This is a genomic window from Rhizobium sp. S96 (genome assembly GCF_030382195.1).
Classification (GTDB): domain Bacteria; phylum Pseudomonadota; class Alphaproteobacteria; order Rhizobiales; family Rhizobiaceae; genus Rhizobium.
The window spans coordinates 437,231-454,869 of record NZ_JAUDRY010000003.1 but is presented as its reverse complement, the minus strand read 5'-3'; the positions used below and the strand labels follow the sequence as shown (position 1 = coordinate 454,869).

General features: G+C 63.0%; 15 protein-coding genes and 1 pseudogene. 5 read left to right on the top strand and 11 right to left on the bottom strand.

All coding sequences use genetic code 11. The features are described from left to right. Positions 1 to 35: 35 nt before the first annotated feature. Entirely contained in the window at positions 36 to 1,406 is a 1,371-nt protein-coding gene (locus QTL94_RS03225; RefSeq protein ID WP_289800567.1) for a PepSY-associated TM helix domain-containing protein, read from the top strand. A 96-nt stretch (positions 1,407 to 1,502) separates the two neighbouring features. On the opposite strand, the gene QTL94_RS03220 is transcribed toward QTL94_RS03225, so the two are convergent. Beyond that, positions 1,503 to 2,252, bottom strand: a complete 750-nt coding sequence (locus QTL94_RS03220) for an SDR family oxidoreductase (RefSeq protein ID WP_289800566.1) — start codon at positions 2,250 to 2,252, stop codon at positions 1,503 to 1,505. A gap of 105 nt (positions 2,253 to 2,357) precedes the next feature. Continuing rightward, complete coding sequence (locus QTL94_RS03215; protein WP_289800565.1) at positions 2,358 to 3,122, bottom strand: SDR family oxidoreductase; 765 nt, start codon at positions 3,120 to 3,122, stop codon at positions 2,358 to 2,360. Positions 3,123 to 3,245: 123 nt separating this feature from the next. Here QTL94_RS03215 and QTL94_RS03210 point away from each other — a divergent pair, with 123 nt between their 5' ends. After that, the gene (locus tag QTL94_RS03210) at positions 3,246 to 4,151 is read left to right on the top strand and encodes a LysR family transcriptional regulator (RefSeq protein ID WP_289800564.1); all 906 of its coding nucleotides are present in this window, start codon (positions 3,246 to 3,248) and stop codon (positions 4,149 to 4,151) included. Here the strand turns inward: QTL94_RS03210 and QTL94_RS03205 are convergent, their stop codons facing one another. After that, a complete protein-coding gene (locus tag QTL94_RS03205; protein ID WP_289800563.1) occupies positions 4,152 to 5,024 on the bottom strand; it encodes a LysR family transcriptional regulator in 873 nt (290 codons plus the stop codon). It lies immediately after the preceding gene. Between the two features lie 95 nt (positions 5,025 to 5,119). On the opposite strand from QTL94_RS03205, the gene QTL94_RS03200 reads away from it, so the two are divergent. Next, the gene (locus tag QTL94_RS03200; RefSeq protein ID WP_289800562.1) at positions 5,120 to 6,403 is read left to right on the top strand and encodes an MFS transporter; all 1,284 of its coding nucleotides are present in this window, start codon (positions 5,120 to 5,122) and stop codon (positions 6,401 to 6,403) included. Positions 6,404 to 6,412: 9 nt separating this feature from the next. Beyond that, a complete protein-coding gene (locus QTL94_RS03195; protein ID WP_289800561.1) occupies positions 6,413 to 6,799 on the top strand; it encodes a VOC family protein in 387 nt (128 codons plus the stop codon). Between the two features lie 17 nt (positions 6,800 to 6,816). On the opposite strand, the gene QTL94_RS03190 is transcribed toward QTL94_RS03195, so the two are convergent. After that, entirely contained in the window at positions 6,817 to 7,797 is a 981-nt protein-coding gene (locus QTL94_RS03190) for a DMT family transporter (RefSeq protein WP_289800560.1), read from the bottom strand. Between the two features lie 99 nt (positions 7,798 to 7,896). On the opposite strand from QTL94_RS03190, the pseudogene QTL94_RS03185 reads away from it, so the two are divergent. Beyond that, positions 7,897 to 8,322 (top strand): annotated as a pseudogene (locus QTL94_RS03185) (ester cyclase). Here the strand turns inward: QTL94_RS03185 and ertB are convergent. From ertB to ubiB, 7 genes are all read right to left on the bottom strand, one after another. Further along, the gene (gene ertB, locus QTL94_RS03180) at positions 8,309 to 9,970 is read right to left on the bottom strand and encodes a thiourocanate hydratase (RefSeq protein WP_289800559.1); all 1,662 of its coding nucleotides are present in this window, start codon (positions 9,968 to 9,970) and stop codon (positions 8,309 to 8,311) included. The pseudogene QTL94_RS03185 and the gene ertB overlap by 14 nt on opposite strands. 13 nt (positions 9,971 to 9,983) lie before the next feature. Next, positions 9,984 to 10,535, bottom strand: a complete 552-nt coding sequence (locus QTL94_RS03175; protein WP_289800558.1) for an Imm42 family immunity protein — start codon at positions 10,533 to 10,535, stop codon at positions 9,984 to 9,986. Then, a complete protein-coding gene (gene ertC, locus QTL94_RS03170) occupies positions 10,522 to 11,628 on the bottom strand; it encodes a thiohydantoin desulfurase (protein WP_289800557.1) in 1,107 nt (368 codons plus the stop codon). Before ertC ends, QTL94_RS03175 begins: the two co-directional genes overlap by 14 nt. Before the next feature lie 58 nt (positions 11,629 to 11,686). Then, positions 11,687 to 12,934, bottom strand: a complete 1,248-nt coding sequence (locus QTL94_RS03165) for a Zn-dependent hydrolase (RefSeq protein WP_289800556.1) — start codon at positions 12,932 to 12,934, stop codon at positions 11,687 to 11,689. Next, complete coding sequence (gene ertD, locus QTL94_RS03160) at positions 12,931 to 14,313, bottom strand: hydantoin-5-propionate amidohydrolase (protein ID WP_289800555.1); 1,383 nt, start codon at positions 14,311 to 14,313, stop codon at positions 12,931 to 12,933. The genes QTL94_RS03165 and ertD overlap by 4 nt, the downstream gene beginning before the upstream one ends. A 29-nt stretch (positions 14,314 to 14,342) precedes the next feature. After that, positions 14,343 to 15,926, bottom strand: coding sequence for an aromatic amino acid lyase (locus QTL94_RS03155; protein WP_065689248.1), 1,584 nt, complete (start codon positions 15,924 to 15,926; stop codon positions 14,343 to 14,345). A 94-nt stretch (positions 15,927 to 16,020) separates the two neighbouring features. Beyond that, on the bottom strand, positions 16,021 to 17,595 hold the full coding sequence (gene ubiB, locus QTL94_RS03150) for a 2-polyprenylphenol 6-hydroxylase (protein WP_289800554.1): 1,575 nt from the start codon (positions 17,593 to 17,595) through the stop codon (positions 16,021 to 16,023). Positions 17,596 to 17,639 lie beyond the last annotated feature (44 nt).

Sequence of the window (17,639 nt, the reverse complement as noted above, 5' to 3'; positions counted from 1 at the left end):
CGCGTCCACAAGACCTTTCACGTTAGGAACAATTCATGTCCGATCTGACCATCGGTCGGGAGAGCGCCGGCGCTGCCGCGCGCTCTGCATCCGACGTCTACCGCGCCGTCTGGCGCTGGCACTTCTATGCGGGGCTCATGGTCCTGCCTTTCATGATCACACTCGCGATCACCGGCGCGCTCTATCTCTTCAAGGACGAGATCGACGCGGCCGTCTATTCCGACTTCAAACAGGTCGAGCTTCAGGAGAATGTTGGAAGGACAGCACCGTCCGCCATGGTGGCCGCCGCCCTTGCCGCGCATCCGGGAACCGCGGTCAAGTTTACCGATCCGCCTTCGCCAATCTCCTCGGCCGAGATCACGGTGAGCACCGAGAGCGAGGGAAAGCTTGCCGTCTATGTCAACCCTTACACCGGCGAGGTGCTCGGCGCCTTGCCGGACCGCGGGACCATCATGTGGACGATCCGCTACCTGCACAGCCTCAAATATTTCGGTTCATTCGCCCGGGCTTTGATTGAAATCGCCGCCGGCTGGTCGATCCTTCTCGTGGGAACCGGCATCTATCTCTGGTGGCCGCGCAGGCAGACGGGCGGGGTGCTCAGCGTTCGTGGCACTCCGAAGCGACGCGTCTTCTGGCGCGATACCCATGCGGTGACCGGCCTCTTCGTCGGCTTCTTCATCGTCTTCCTGGCGATCACCGGTATGCCTTGGTCCGGTGTGTGGGGTGACAAGGTCAACGAGTGGGCGAACGGCAGCAACTTCGGCTACCCGGCCGGCGTGCGCGTGGCTGTTCCGATGTCCGGCGATCACCTCGACCATGTGGCCAAGACCTCCTGGTCTCTGGAGCAGGCCCAAATCCCGCAATCGACCAGCCATCGGCATGGAGCGACACCGATCAGCCTCGATGAGGCGGTCGCCACTTTTGACCGGCTCGGCCTCCATCGCGGCTATGCCGTCAATATTCCGGGTGATGCGATGGGCGTCTACACCGGTTCGGTCTATCCGGATGACCTGTCGCAGCAACGCGTCGTGCATCTGGACCAATATTCGGGCCAGCCGCTCCTCGACATGAGCTTTGCCGACTACGGCCCGCTCGGCAAATGGCTCGAATGGGGGATCAACGTCCACATGGGGCAAGAGTTCGGGTTGGTAAACCAGCTCGTCTTGCTTGCCGCCTGCATGGGTATCGTGATGCTGGCGGCCTCCGCGGCTGTCATGTGGTGGAAGCGCCGCCCGGCCGGGTCGCTGGGCGTGCCGCCCATGCCCTCCGACCGGCGCGTGTTCAGGGGCCTGCTTGCAATACTGCTCGTCGGCGGCGTGGTGTTCCCCCTGGTCGGGGTATCTCTGGTCGCCATGCTGGCGCTGGACTGGCTCTATCTCAAAGCCAGGAAGACGCGCCCCGCTTGATCGCCGCTCCGTTCCGCCGGTAGCGATGGAAAAAAGGAAAGGCCGCGGAGGAGAGGAACCGCGGCCTTTCTCGTGCTGCCTCTGGGATCCCAAATCTCAGAGGTTGCTCATCCCGCCGTCGATGATGAGTTCGCTGCCGACGATGTAAGCGGCCTCGTCCGAGGCGAGGAAGATGATCGTCTTGGCCACTTCACCTGCATCGCCGAACCGGCCGACGGGGATCTGCGTCTGGATGTGGCTGGCCATTGCCTTGGAGTCCGCTTCGGACATCCCCAGCTTGCCGTAGAGCGGCGTGGCGATTGGGCCGGGGCTGACGGCGTTGACGCGAATGCCGCGGCCGATGAGTTCGCCCGAGAGCGTCTTGGCAAGCGTAAGCAGTGCGCCCTTGGTCAGCGAATAGACGCTGGAGTTCGGCATGCCGATATGCGCGTTGATCGAGGTGTTGAGGACGATCGAGGCCTGCTTGGAAAAGACCGGCAGCAACGCCTGTATGAGGAAGAACGGGCCCTTCACGTTGATCGCTATCGACTTGTCGAAGGCGGCTTCGCTCCACTGTTCCAGCGGGCCGAATTCGGCAATGCCGGCATTGACGAACAGAATGTCGAGCTGGCCGAAGGCGTCCTTGATCGCATTGGCCACGACCTGCTGGCCGGCGGCGTTGCCTGCATCCGCCTGAATGACTAGGACCTTGTCGCCAAGCTCGGCGCGGGCGGCCTCAACGCTCTTGGCGCTGCTGCCGGTGATAGCGACGCGCGCACCTTCGGCGATGAATTGGCGGGCTGTCTCCAGGCCGATGCCGCTGGTGCCGCCGGTAATGAGGGCTGTCTTGTTCTGCAGGCGTGTCATTGTCTCGTTTCCTTTGATCTTTGAAAAATGCGATAACAATCTGTCTGTGAAAATCCGCTCGTCGCCGGAAGGTTATCCATCACGAGCGGATCATCGGGCAAGGGGTCAGGTGCGGGTGATCGAGGCACCACCATCGACCAACGAGGCCGTGCCGGTCACGAAGCTCGCATCGTCCGAGGCGAGGTAGAGAACCGAGCGGGCAAGTTCGTCAGGCGCTGCAACGCGCTTCAGCGCATGCAGATTGGTGATGAAGCTCTGCTTGCCCTCGGTGTCGTTCATCTCGCGGTACATGTCGGTGTCGACAGCCCCCGGCAACACGGCGTTGACGCGGACGTTCTTCTGGCCGAACTCGGCGGCGAGCGCCTGTGTCAGGCCGATCAGGCCGGATTTGCTGGCGGCATAGGCGGCAACGCCGGGGAAGGCGAAGCTGTAGCCGACGAAGGTGGAGGTGAAGATCACCGAGCCGCCGCCGTTCTTCTCCATCTGGCCGATCTGGTGCTTGGCAGCCAGGAAGGATGCCGTCAGGTTGATGGCGAGTGCGTCGCTGAATCCGGCTTCCGAAACACCCGTGCTCGGGCCAGCCTCACCAAGCGTGCCGGCATTGTTGAAGGCAATGTCGAGCTTGCCGTAGCGATCGACGGCCGTGGAGACCAGCGCCTTGTGATAGTCTTCCGAGCGCACGTCGCCGGCAACGGCAACGGCGTTCCCGCCGGCTGCCTTGATCTCTTCGACGAGGCTGTCGAGTTCTGCCTGGCGGCGTGCGCCGACCACGACCTTTGCGCCTTCCGATGCAAAGAGCTTGGCCGTTGCGCGGCCGATGCCAGAGCTTGCGCCGGTAACGATTGCGACTTTTCCATTCAAGCGGTTCATTGTTCCATCTCCGTTGTTGGTTGAGGGGACGTTCGCGCCCCGTTCGATGAGTGGAAGATGGCATTTTTCTTTTGTTCGGATTAGTCTCCAGATAGCGGAACTCGAATTCGGAAATGCCGAACGATGATCAAGATTGAGGGGATAACTGCTTTCGTCGCCGTGGTGGAATCCGGCTCCGTCAGCGAGGCGGCAAGGCGCTTGCGTTTGTCGAAATCAGTCGTGAGCGAAAGGCTTGCCGAGCTGGAGAAATCGCTCGGGGGGATCCTGCTTCATCGCACGACCCGCAAGCTCACCCTGACCGAGGATGGCAGCGCCTTCCTGCAGCGCGCGTCCCGGATCGTTCGGGAGATCGAGGACGCATCCGCCGAGATGGCCGAACGGCGGGGCACGCTCTCAGGACCGTTGCGGATTGCGGCCCCGGTCACCTTCGGGCGCATGCATCTGGGCCCGGCCCTCTATCCGTTCTTGGCCGAGCATCCGGAGATCGAGCTGGTGCTGGATATCGATGATCGCCGCGTCGATGTTTCCTCCGAAGGCTATGACGCCGTCGTTCGCCACGGTCCGATCGTTGATTCCCGGCTGGTCGTTTGGAAGCTCAGCCGCAGCCGCCGGCTTCTATGCGCTTCGCCGGACTATCTGAAACGCCACGGAATGCCGAAGACGCTCGCCGATCTCGATGGTCATAAGGGGATCTTCTACACCAACCGTGGTGTTGCCGACTGGCGTTTCCAGACGCCGGATGGCGCCATCGTTGTCCGTGCGAGCCAGGCGCTTGGCATGAACAACGGCGACATGATCCGCGATGCCGCGGCCGCGGGTCTGGGAATCGCGCTTCTGCCGGCCTTCATCGCCGGGCCGGCGATCAGCGCCGGACATCTGCAAGAGGTCGATGTCGGCTACCGACCGGAAGCCGAGTTCATCTACATGGCGCATCCGGAGGGCCGCAATCCTTCCGCCAAGCTGCGGGCAGTCGCCGATCATCTGCGCAAGACCTTCGGCGATCCGCCTTATTGGGACCCGGCCGGCTGATCAGATCAGGCTCATCAGGTTGGCGGCAACACGCGAGCGTTGGGCTTTAAGCATCGCAAGGCCGAGACGGGCCACCAGCGGCGGTCCCTCGATCGGCCGATAGGCGACACCGTCGAGCGCCAGATGCGCGATCGATGCGGGTACGATCGATACGCCAAGATCCGCCGCGACCAGATTGACCACCGAGGGAATCTGCGGCGCCTCCTGCGTCACCACGAGTTCGAAACCGGCGTCCCGGCAGCCGCGCACGATATCGTCATAGAGGCTGAGACCGACCGTGCGCGGAAAGAGAATGAAAGGTTCGCCGGCGAGCGCGGCGATCGGAACCGTCTTGAACGCAGCAAGCGGATGGTGCGCCGGCAGCGCGATCAGCATCGGCTCGTCCGCCAGCCGCTTCAGCCGTACATCCTTCGGATCTTCCAGGCCCGGGCGGATGAAGGCGACGTCGATCTCTTCGCGCATCAGCTTTTCCATCAGCCAGTTGCTGTTCATCTCCGTCAGCGACAGGCTGACGTCAGGCCATTGGCTGCGAAAGCGGCGGATCGTGCCGCTGACAGCCGTGTTGAATGCCGACGACGCCGTAAAGCCCAGCGCCAGCCGCCCGGTCTCACCGCGCGTCGCACGCTGCGCGGCAAGCTTGGCCTTTTCGGCAGCGGCAATGGCCGCCCTGCCTTCCGGCAGGAAAGCGGAGCCCGCTTCCGTCAGCTCGGCGCCATGCGGCACCCGGTGAAACAGCGCCGCTCCGATCTCATTCTCAAGATCCCGGATCTGCTGGCTGAGCGGCGGCTGGCCGATGCCGAGCTTGGCCGCGGCGCGGGTGAAATTGCCTTCCTCTGCTACAGCCAGGAAATAGCGGATGTGACGCAGCTCCATAGGTATCTCCAAAACGTATCAAGAATGGCACTTTCATATATTGGACAAATGATGATGCCTTGGCTAGATCAAAAGGCGTGAAAGGTTGGTCCCCCATGCCACGCGCCGCAAAAAAGCAGCCAGACGTCTCCGAATTTCAATCCCGTCCAAATCTCAAGGTCGTCGAGACCGCAGTGGTCGAACCGCAGGAAAAGCAGTTCCTCCTGCGCGGAACTCCGGCCTATAGACGCGCCAGCATCGCGCTCTTCCTCTCCGGCTTCGCCACCTTTTCGCTGCTCTACTGCGTCCAGCCCCTGATGCCTGTTTTCGCCGAGCATTTCGCGATCAGTCCTGCGGCCAGTTCGCTGTCGCTGTCGCTCTCGACCGGCTTCCTCGCCTTCGCCATCTTCTGCGCCGCCGCCGTCTCCGAAAGCTTCGGCCGCCGCAGCCTGATGTTTGCCTCGCTGCTCGGAGCCGCGATCTGCACGATCGCCTGCGCGCTGGTTCCAAGCTGGCACGCTCTGCTGGTCATCCGGGCACTTGAAGGCCTGTTGCTCGGAGGTGTGCCCGCCGTCGCCATGGCCTATCTCTCGGAGGAAATCGATCCGCGCGGCCTTGGGGCCTCGATGGGCCTTTATATCGCGGGCAATGCTTTCGGGGGCATGGCCGGCCGCGTCGTCACCGGCACGCTGGCCGAATTCTTCTCCTGGCGCGTAGCGCTTGGCGCTCTTGGCATGCTTGGCCTTGCCGCGGCGATCGGCTTCTTCCTGCTGCTGCCCGCATCGCGCAACTTTACGCCGCGCAAAGGGTTCGATGCGCGCTTTCACTTGAGGGCGTGGGTTGGCCACATCAGCAATCCAGCACTTCCGCTGCTTTTCGCCATCGGCTTTCTCGCCATGGGCACCTTCGTCACGGTCTACAACTACATCGGCTTCCGGCTCGTGCAGGCGCCTTATAACCTCAACCAGACCGAACTCGGCCTGATCTTTACGGTCTATCTCTTCGGCATCGCCGCCTCGTGGATTGCCGGCATGCTCGGAGATCGTATCGGCCACTTCATCGTTCTGCCCGCCGGCATCGCTGTTGCGGCAGCGGGCGTCGCCACAACTTTGTCCGCTTCCCTGCCGCTGATCATCCTCGGCATCGTGTTGCTCACCTCGGGCTTCTTCATTGCCCACTCGGTGGCGAGCGCACTGGTCGGTCGCCTTGCGCGCGGCACCAAGGGCCACGCGTCGTCGCTCTACCTGCTGTCCTATTACATCGGCTCGTCCGTGGCCGGTTCGGCCGGCGGCTATTTCTGGGGTGCGGATGGTTGGAATGCCGTTGTGGTCTTTACGCTTATCATGCTGGCTCTGGGCATGATTGCCGCCCTCGTTGCTGCACGGCTGGCAAGGCGGTAGGGTTTGGCGATGATCACCATCGATCGCCTTGACCACCTTGTCCTCACCGTCGCCGACATCGATGCGACCTGCGCTTTCTATGCGCGGGTGCTTGGCATGACGATCGAAACCTTCGGGGAGGGGCGCAAGGCGCTCAGGTTCGGCAATCAGAAGATCAACCTTCATCAGGCCGGTCGGGAGTTCGAGCCGAAGGCAAGACAACCGATGTCCGGTTCGGCCGACCTGTGCTTCATTGCCTCGACACTGCTGGAGCAGGTCGTTGTGCATCTCCAGGCGGAGGGCGTGGTGATAGAGGAGGGGCCGGTCAGGCGAACTGGCGCGAACGGTCCGATCCGCTCCGTCTATTTGCGCGACCCGGACGGCAACCTGATCGAAGTGTCGAATCCGGAAAGCTGAGCCCAGCCCGACGAGGGTTAGACGTTCTTCAGCGTGCGTCGAGGCTCTCTGCCGCGCATACCGCTCCAGAGATACCAGAAGACAGCGAAGAGAATGATCACGCCGCCGACGATTGTCGGAACGGACGGCGTCTCCGAAAAGAGCAGCCACACCCATAGCGGCCCGAGCACGACATCGAGCAGGCCGATCAGCCCTGCTTCTCCCGACGGAATGTAGCGGCCACCGGTCATGAACAGCAGGTAGGCGATCCCCGAGGTTGTCGAGCCGAACACCGCGAGCGTGATGATATCAGTCAGGCTCGGCAGGTCGTGGGACATCAGCGGAAGGCAGAGCAGCACGCAGAAACCCGATCCGAGCGCGTTGACCGGCGCCAGCCGAAGCGCCGGGTAGCGCCGCGCCGCGACGAGAAGGATGCTGAACGTCAAGGTCATCAGGAAGGCCAGCGCATTGCCCGCAATGTCATCGGGCCTTGCCCCGAAACCGGCAACGATGAGAACCCCGACGAAAGCTATCAGGCTCGCGACCAGAACGCGCTTGCTGATCGCTTCCTTCAGCCAGAGATAGGAAATGCCGGCGGCGACGAATGGAACGGTGGCGTAGATCGCCAGAACGTTGGCCACTGTGGTCAGCTTCAGCGCGCCGACATAGCCATACATCGAAATGGCGGCCATCAGCCCGAAGAGCGGGTAGAAGTAAAAGGGCACCTTGCCGGGCAGTGCGCTGATCCGGTGCTTCGCCAGGACGATGATCGATAGCGTCAGCCCGCCGAAAAAGGAACGCCACCCGAGCACCGTCCAGATATCGAGGTCGAGCGCGCGGACGAAAAGACCCGCCGTGCTCCACATGATGGTCGCGATAACGACGAGGAGCATACCGTAGGTGCGTGGCTGCATGATGGGTCCGTTCTGTACGCCGATGCTTCGGTCCGTGATCTGATACCTATCAGATGTGCAGAGTGGAAGACTCACTTCCTGCGCCACATGATGGCGCGGTTTCATTCGTCTATCCTCAAACCCTGACAGGGTAGGGCGCCAGGCTTGCCGCCGCGGCGCGCCTCGCTAGATAGCCCTGCAGCCCTTCAACAGACTGGGTAACCCATGTCAACATCCACCCTTGCCGAGATCTACCGAGGCTATATCGATTGCCTGAACAATCAGGACTGGCCGAACCTCGCGCGCTTCGTTGACGATGAGGTCCGCTAAAATGGTGAGCATGTCGGACTGTCTGGCTATCGAGACATGCTCGTTGGCGATTTCGAGGCGATCCCCGATCTGTCCTTCACCATCGATTTCATCGTGACCGACTTCCCCAGATTGGGAAGTCGCTTGCTGTTCGATTGCACGCCCAAAGGCATCCTGTTCGGCTTGCCGGTCAACGGCAGGCGGGTCGCCTTCACCGAGAACGTCTTCTACGAATTTCGCGAAGGCCGGATCGTTGAAGTCTGGTCGGTCATCGACAAGACCGCGATCGAGGCACAGCTTAGCCGCAGAGACCGGCGTTACCGTCCACCTATCCCAGCCTGATGTAGGGAACATCCTTCTTCGCCACTTCGTCCAGCGCCTCGTCGTAGCCCGCGTCGGCATAGCGCATGACGCCGAGCGCCGTGTCGTTTGTCAGCGCATGATCGAGCCGCTCGTCGGCATCATCGGTGCCATCGGCGACAACCGTCACGCCGCAACTCGTCATGTAGCCGGCATAGCCGCCACCGCCGGAGTGGACGACCACGAGATCGGCCATCGACGAGCAGAGCATCATGGCATCGATCAGCGGCCAGTCGGCGATGGCGTCGGACCCGTCCTTCATCCGCTCCGTCATGATGTTCGGATGCGCCATGGCGCCGGCATCGAGATGATCACGCGAGAAGGCAACGGGCCCCTTGAGCTCTCCGTTCGCCACCAGCTGGTTGACGCGCCGCGCCAGCGCCGTTCGTTCGCCGTGACCGAGCCAGGCGATGCGCGCCGGCAGCCCCTCGAAGGGCACATGCTCGCGGGCCAGCCGGATCCAGTTGGTGATGATCTTGTTGTCGGGGAACATCTCGAGCAGCAGGTCGTCGATGCGGGCGATATCGCTCTCCTCACCGGACAGTGCCATCCAGCGGAAGGGGCCGATTGCCCGGGCAAACAGCGGCCGAAGATAGGCCTCCGTAAAGATCGGAATGTCGAAGGCATTGGCGACGCCGCCCTCCTTCGCTTGCGTGCGGATCAGGTTGCCGTTGTCGAAGACCTCGGAACCCTTCTTCTGGAAATCCAGCATGGCCGTAACGTGCTGGACGATCGAGGCGCGGCTTGCCGCCATCAGCTGCCCTTGGCCGTCGTCGCGCAATTCCTTCACCTGGGCAAGGCTCATGCCCTTCGGCACGTAGCCGTAGACGAGGTCATGCGCCGAGGTCTGATCCGTGACGATATCGGGTACGATGCCGCGCCGCGCGATCTCCGGATAGACCTCCGCCGCATTGCCGACCAGCCCGACGGACAGCGCCCGCTTCTCCTTCACCGCCGCGTCGATCATCTCCAGCGCCGTGTCGAGATCCGGTGCGATCTCCTGCAGATAGCCGATCTCCTGGCGCTTCTTGGCCCGTTCGGCGTCGATATCGACGCAAAGGATGGCAGCACCCGCCATGCGCCCCGCCAGCGGCTGCGCGCCGCCCATGCCGCCCAGGCCAGCGGTCAGTACGAAGCGTCCATGGAGGTCGCCGCCGAAGCGTCGTTCGGCGATGCGCATGAAGATCTCGTAGGTGCCCTGGATAACGCCCTGGCTGCCGATATACTGCCAGGCGCCGGCCGTCAGCCCGCCCCAGCAGATCAGCCCCTTGCGCTGGAGTTCGTAGAACACCTCGGCCTTTGCCCATTGTCCGACGATATTGCAGTTCGCCATGATCACCAGTGGCGCCTTGGCATGCGTCTTCACCAGCCCGATCGGCTTGCCGGACTGGATCAGCAGCGTCTGGTCTTCCTCCATTTCAGTCAGCGCCTTGACGATGCCCTTGTGTGCGGCCCAGTTTCGCGCCGCCTTGCCGAGAGCGGCATAGACCACGAGATTGTCGGGATCCTCGCCCACCGAGAGGACGTTCTCGAGCAAGCGGAGCAATGCCTCCTGCCGCCAGCCCTTGGCCCGCAGCTCCGGCCCGCCGGGGATCGGAAATTTCGGATGACGTGGATTGGCCTTCGGCATGGAATTTCCTTTCTTAGTGCGGATGGAGGACGGATTGGCGTTGCATGTCGAAAGCGCTCAACCATGCACGTAGAACGTCTTGAAATTCCACGAGCCTCACCGGCTGCTCGCTCAAATCCGCGACTTGGTAATCATCGTTCATGAACGCAACCAGTCGGATACAGTCGTGGAACGCCAAAATGAGAATGTGACTGCCATCGTCGAATTCCCGGTCGAAATTCGGCCATTCACATCGTGGGGATAGGAAAAGTTCCGCTGTTTGATCGCGCTCATCGTCGCGGATGTTCTCGGGGCAGTCGCGATAGAACGCATCAAGATAGAGCTCTGCTAGGTTAGCGGCTGACATCCCGGCCAAGATTGGATTGGTCGGCTCGATAGGGTTCTGGAGAAGTGTCTTCACGCCATCCACTGCGTTGCCAAAAGTCGTCGCATCTGGCGCGCGAACACCATACCCCTTGCCGCCGACATGAACGACGAATAGGCCGAGCGCCAAGAAATGCTGGTCGGGATAAGCGGTCGAAATCTCGAACTCGAGAGCGAACCGCTCCGGGTCACCGACGATCATTGGTGCCGGCCAGCGCATATTTCGCGATCTCGATCCCCATCGCCTTCTCCACCGGCGGATAAACCGTCGGGTCGAGAACGCTTGCGGAGAGTGGAATGATGCCCATCGGCACATGCAGGATGAACACGTGCATGCCGCCCTTGAGCTGGCCGACGCTGAGCGGTTCCCCGTCAGGGGAGAGCGTGGTGATGACAGAGGGGAAGGTCGCGACGCGCTTGCCCTCGGTGTCATCGACCGCCATGTATTCGTTCATCACATGCATGGTCACGGCCTTGTCGCCGGAACCGACGACGATCGTGCCGATGTCGAAGGCCTCCTTGGTGTAGACGACGTCCTTCCTGGTGATGATCCCTTCTGCAAGGATGTGCCCGCCGGTCGTCCTGCAAATCGCGTCGATCACCGCGGAGCCGCCCATCCGCTCGGCGGCAATGATCGCCTCGCCAAGCGTCAATGCCATCGAGATGCCGCCGAGAGCCGCATGGGTGCGCACATAGGAGGCGCGCAGCGGATTGCGGCAGCTGGCGATGAAGCCGCCAGATTGGTCCGAAGCGGCGCGCAGGATCGGCGAGACCTTGGCGGTGGCGCCCTTGACGACCAGCTCGATGTAGCGGTTTTCGGCGCGGTTGCCGCCCACGGCCGTCTGGATCATCGGTTCCGGTGAACCGGCCATGCCGATCGATCCCATGTCGCCGGTCGGATGCGCCCGGATATCGCCGACCGCATCGACGACCTTGGTTCCGAGGATCGCGGAGGGAAGCCAGCCGTTCAGCGTCGAGGACTTTCCGTTCTGGCCGATGATCAGGCCGGAGAGCCTTTCGCCGAGCGCCTCCTGAAGCAGCTGCACGGCCTTCACATAGTCGATGCCCTGCATTTCCCAGGGTGTGGTAGAGGCGGGTGCGCCGATGGCCGCGGCCGTCGCGATCCAGTCGTCGTCCTTCAGTTCGTCGATCGAAACCAGCTCGGGCTTTCCGACATTGACGGCGGCATAGCCGAGCATGCGCCCGTGGTCCGCCCAACCGCCGCCGCCGGCGGCATAGACGGACCCGCCCTTGACGGCCGCCTCGACGTCTTTCTCAACGAGTATGCGTCCCATTCACCCTCTCCTGGCTTCCCGATCCACGAGGCGTCGCGGCCCCGGTCGGTGGTGCAATTCAGATCTGCTTGTCCATCTCGCGCACCGCCTCGAACAGCACGGCGGCGCCAAGCGCGATATCGTCATTTTCAGCCCATTCATCGGCGGAATGGCTGCGTCCCTCCTTGCAGGGCACGAAGATCATGGCCGCCGGCGCTACCTTGGCGATCCAGGCCGTGTCATGCCCCGCGCCCGACGCCATCCGCCGATGCCGGGCGCCAACCGTTTCGCAGGCGCCTTCCAGCGTCTTCAGCAGGCCGGCATCGCCGGGCGTCGGAAAATTGTCGGAGACGCGAACCGGGCTCTTGATCGAAACGCCGTGGGTGATCGCAAGCTTGATGACATGGGCATCCAGCCATTCACAGAAGACTTCCATGTCGTTGCGGATCTCGGCCCGGCCGTCGATGAGGAGAACGGCCTTCGACGGCACCACGTTCGCCGCGTTCGGCTCGATCCGGAACTCTCCGACGGTCGCCGCGAAATGTCCTGGCCGTTTGGCCCGCTCCGCCGCGGCGCGCTGGATGTCGAGGACGAGTTGAGATGCGGCGACCAGCGCGTCCGCGCGGTTGTCCATCGGTGTGGTGCCGGCGTGGTCCGCGCGCCCCTCGACGGTGATCTCGATCCGCGTGATCCCGGCGATCGCGGTGACGATGCCGATATCCTTCTTCTCGTTTTCGAGGACCGGCCCCTGCTCGATATGCAGTTCAAGAAACCCCTTGATGTCAGGTCGCTGCTGCGAAAGCAGTGTCGAAGGGTCGCCGCCAACCTCGCCGATGGCGGTCGCAAGGTCGCGCCCGTCGGTCTCGCGAGAAAGCCAGGTTTCCGGCAGTTGCCCGGTCATGCCACGGCTGCCGATGCAGGAAACGCCGAAGATGCTGACCTCCTCGGCCAGGAAGTCGACGATCTCCAGATCGTGATCGAGCTGTATGCCTTGGTCGCTCAGGGCACGCGCCACCTCAAGCGCTGCAATCACCCCGGCGATCCCGTCGAAACGCCCGCCGTCTGGAACGGTATCCGAGTGCGACCCGACCATAATCGTTCCCGAGCCGGGCCTCTTGCCCGCCCGTCTGCCGATCAGGTTGCCCGCTGCATCGATCCGGGTCTCCAGTCCTGCCGCTTTCATCCGTGCGTCGATATAGGCTCGGCCCTCGAGAAACAGCGGCGAGAAGGCGCGACGCGTCCAGGGATGGCCGGGCTCCGTGATATCGGCCAGGGCCTGAATGTCCTCTGCGATCCTGTTCGCATTCACCGGCAGGTTGCGGCTCATGCGGTTTCTCCGGCAATGATCTGTCGCGGCAACGGGCGTACAAAACGCCCCGTGCCCGGCTCCGACGTGACTGTCGAACCCTTGGCGATCTGCCTGCCGCGCAGGTAGGTCGCGGTCACTGTCCAGGGAAGCCGGATGCCGTTGTATGGGCTCCAGCCGACGACGTTATTACCGCTGGCCGCCGCGTCGTAGACACTTTCGCGGGGCTCCAGCACGACGATGTCTGCATCCCTGCCGGGGGTCAGAGCGCCCTTCACATGGTCGAGCCGGAAGTGCTTCGCAGGGTTCGCCGCCATCAGCTTTGCCGCCCATGTCAGCGGAATGCCGCGTTCCGTCGCCCCCTTGACGAACAGCGGAACCATGACCTCCAGCCCGGGGACGCCCGAGGCGTTCGCCAGCATGTCGGGATTGGTCTTGCGGTTTTCCGACCAGCTCACATGATCGGTCGAAACCAGCCAGACGTTGCCTTCGGCCACCTTGCGCCACAGCGTCTCGACTTCGGCGCGCGGGCGGATCGGCGGGTTGATTTTCGCCTTGCCGCCCAGCCGCTTCACGTCGTTTTCCTCGTCGAGCGTCAGATAGTGAATGCAGCACTCCACCGTCGCCTCGAAGCCGTCGCGGCGGTAGGCGCGTGCGATGTCGTAGCCGCGCCCGAGCGAGCAGTGAACGACATGAGAAGGGCATCCCGTATTCGCGCCGGTCTCGAAGATCGTGTGCATGGCGAGAAGCTCGGTGATCGGCGGGCGCGACAGGCCGTGCGCACGGTAGTCGGTGATCCCGCTCGCCTTCACCTTCTCGATATAGGAACGCACCGCCTCATCGTCCTCGTTATGGACGCCGGCCGTCAGGCCGGTCGGCGCGATCGCTGCGAAACAGGCGTCGAGGAGCGCGGGCGGAATGCGCGGGAAACGCTTCGGATCGGTGCCGAAGGTCGAAAACTTGAAAGCCGCGACACCGGCGTCGACCATCTCGCGAATGCGCGCCGATCCTTCCTCGGGATCGACCGTGCCGTAAAGCGCGAAGTCGACGCGGGCCTGCGGGCTCGCGTGGTCGACCTTCTTCTTCACGGCTTCTGCCGAGCAGACCAGATTGCCCTCGTCATAGGGCATGTCGACGATCGTCGTCACGCCACCGGCGGCGGCCGAACGCGTCGACCAGATGAAGTCTTCCTGGTCCTTCTGTGAGAGCGAATGCACTTGCGCATCGATCGCTCCGGGCAGGATCAGCGCCTTGCCGAGCAGATGCCGTTCGCTGGCTGCCGGCGGAACACCGACGCCGACTTCCGCGATCTTGCCATCGCGAACCGCGACATATCCTTGGTCGAGAATACGCTCCGGCAGCACGACCGTGCCCTGAAGAACGAGATCGAAATCAGCCATGCCGCAAATCTCCGTGTAGGCTCAAGGGTTCAAATGGTGGCCGTTTCCCGTGTCAGCCTCTGCTCGATGCGTTCGAGCGAACCAAGTGCAAAGAAGTCGTCGAACGCTGCGATCGGCACCTGCTCGATCAGCCTGGAAACGAATGCGTCCGAGCCAAGTTCCTCCTCGATCGCCTCGACCTCCGCGGACAGCGGCCGATCGACCGTATAGAAATCGGCATGCTTGCGGACGACCTCGTAGATCATCCCGGCAACGCCTTCGGGCCGGTCGCCAAGAATGTCGGCGGCCTGCGCGGCAAGCAGTGCTTCCAGCGCAGCTAGGCGCTTCAGCGCACGCATCTGCCGCTCGAACCGTTCGATGACCAATGGCAGGAAGGCGGCCTCGTCTTCAAGACCGGCGGCAACAACCAGCGACTGGGCCGAAACGGGGTTCGACATCGACAGCACGCGCGAGAAGATCTCGCCGGCGAGCTTGATGATCGGGCCGAAACCGGTCGCGATCCGACCCGGCGGCACGAGGTTGACGGGCAGGTCCCGACGCTGCCCGTTGCCGAGCAGGACGCAGCGGTTGAAGGCGTTGCGCGCGGCGTGCGCCATGCAAAGTGCCGCGGATTCGAGCAGGATCGTCACGTCGAGCGGCAGCGAGCCGCCGGAGGTCATCACGCGACCCTCGACGACGACGGGGTTGTCGTCCGAGCGCCCGGTCGCTGCGAGAATCTTGTGGCCCGTCGTCAGCAGGTTCTCGATCACCGCCCCAAAGACCTGCGCCACCATCCGCAGGCTGAGTGGATCTTGCACATGCGTGGTAACGGGCCATTCCCAGGCATCCGACGCATTGCAGAGCCATGCGCCGATCAACGCCTCGCGGGCCGTACCGACGTGGCGCACGGCCTTCCAGGGATCGCGCGATGCACCCAGGGCACCCGAGGCCATCATCCCGGTGGCGAGAAGCACGCGGATGGAAGCAGCCGCGTTGCGCGTCGCGTCGGCTGCGGCCGCAAAGGACACGGCGTTGACGCTCAAGGAGGCAAGGCTATCGCGCGGCGCCATGGCGACCGGCTTCAATCCGGCCGCTGCGAATGCGTCGGCGGCCTGCATGCGCTTGCCGCGATAGACGGCTTCGCCCACCCCGGTCAGGACGGCGCCGATCTGGCCCATGAGACCGATATCGGCACAGCCGATCGAGCCCGTTCGCCTGACGACCGGGATCACATCCGCCTCGAGCATGCGCATATAGGCATCCACCAGTTCCGGTGTGCAGCCGACTTGTCCGGTCAGGGCGGTGTTGATGCGGATTGCCATCGCATTGCGGACGATCTCGCAGGAAAATGGCGTGCCGGTTCCAAAGTGATGGGCTCGCACCAGGCCGAGATTGAAGGCGTCCAGATCCTCAGGAGACCATTCGACGTCCTTCATCGCGCCGACGCCGGTGGTCGCGCCATAGACCGGCGTTCCGGCCGCAATCGCCTCTTCGACGATTGCGCGGGCGATCTCCACGCGTGCCATGCCGGTTGCGGAAACGGAAAGCGCAGCCTTGCCCGAGCCGATCCTCACCATCTCGGCAAAGCCGAAGGGCTGTCCCGAAAGTTCGATGCCGGGGCGTTCGTGCTTCATCTGCAATATCTCCTTGAGAACGAGATTATGCGGCTGACCTATCCGATGGGATATCCCAAATGTCGAACACAGCATGCATTTGCATGCTGCTGAACTAGCTTACCACCCAGGCAATATAGAGAAGCGTCAAGGCAATAATCCAGAGCGCCAGCCGCCCCGAACGGCTGTGGCGTGCCTCGGCCTTACCGATCGCTTCTGCCGTTTCCGCGTCGAAGCGAACGCCGTTCTCGCTCATGTGAAGCAGCTGGTGATGAAATTTCTCGGTCTTGGCGGCAATCTCCGGCGCGGCCTCTGCAAGCTTGACCGCAGCCTTCAGTCCATCCTTCAGATCGGTGACGATCCGCTTCGGGCCGAGATTGTTGCGGATCCATTCGCCGACAACCGGCTCGGACGCTTTCCACATGTTGAAGCGCGGATTCAGGATGCGCGACACGCCTTCGACGACCACCATCGTCTTCTGCAGCATCACCAGTTCCGGCCGCGTTTCCATGTCGAACAGTTCCGTGACCTCGAACAGGAGCGTCAGCAGCTTGCCCATAGAGATCGTTTCCGCCGGCTGGCCGTGGATCGGCTCGCCGATCGCGCGGATCGCCTGCGCGAAGCTCTCGACATTATGATGGCCGGGCACGTAGCCGGCTTCGAAGTGCACCTCAGCGACACGGATATAATCGCGGGTGATGAAGCCGTAGAGGATCTCGGCGAGGAAGCGTCGCTCCTTCTTGCCGAGCCGCCCGACGATCCCCATGTCGACCGCCACGATCATGCCCTGGGCGTCGACGAAGAGATTGCCGGGATGCATGTCGGCATGGAAGAAGCCGTCTCGCAGCGTATGGCGCAGGAACGACTGGATCAGCGTGTCGGCAAGGGCATTGAGGTCATGGCCGGCCGCGCGCAGGCCGTCGACGTCCGACATCTTGACGCCGTCGATCCACTCCATGGTGATGACGTCACGCCCGGTGCGCTCCCAATCCACGGTCGGCACCCGGAAGCCGGGATCCTTTTGCGTATTCTCGGCAATCTCCGAAAGCGCCGCAGCCTCGAGCCGGAGGTCCATTTCGACCTTGGTCGTCTGCTCCAGGGTCTTCGTCACCTCGACTGGGCGAAGGCGCCGGCTGGAGGGCATGAAGCGCTCCTGCATGTGCGCAACGAGATACATCGCCTCGATATCGTGGGTGAAGCGCTGGCGAACACCGGGGCGAACGACCTTGACGGCGACCTTCTTGCGGCCGGCGGTCGTGTCGACCTCAGCCGGGTGCACCTGTGCAATGGACGCTGCCGCGATCGGATCGCCGAAGCTGGCATAGAGCTCTTCGATCGGCCGCCCGAGCGAACCTTCGATGCTGCTGCGCGCCGCGCCCTGCGGGAAGAAGGCCATTCGGTCCTGAAGCTGCGAGAGATCGTCCGCGAACTCCACGCCGACGACATCAGGACGCGTGGCGAGAAACTGGCCGATCTTCACATAGGACGGGCCCAGCCGTTCGACGGCCTTGGCCAGCCGGTCGCTGCGCTTCTGCGATCTGCTGCGATTGCGGGCGAAGAGGCCGGCAAAGGACTTGGCGGCGCCGACGATCGGCGGAAGGTCATCGGACGGCAGTGCCGAAATGACGCCTTCGCGCACCAGGATCCAGCCGACGCGCGAAAGCCGGAAATATGCTCCAAGTGTACTCATGATATCCGGGATTCTCCGGCGATGCTGGCTGAAAGCCGTTTAGT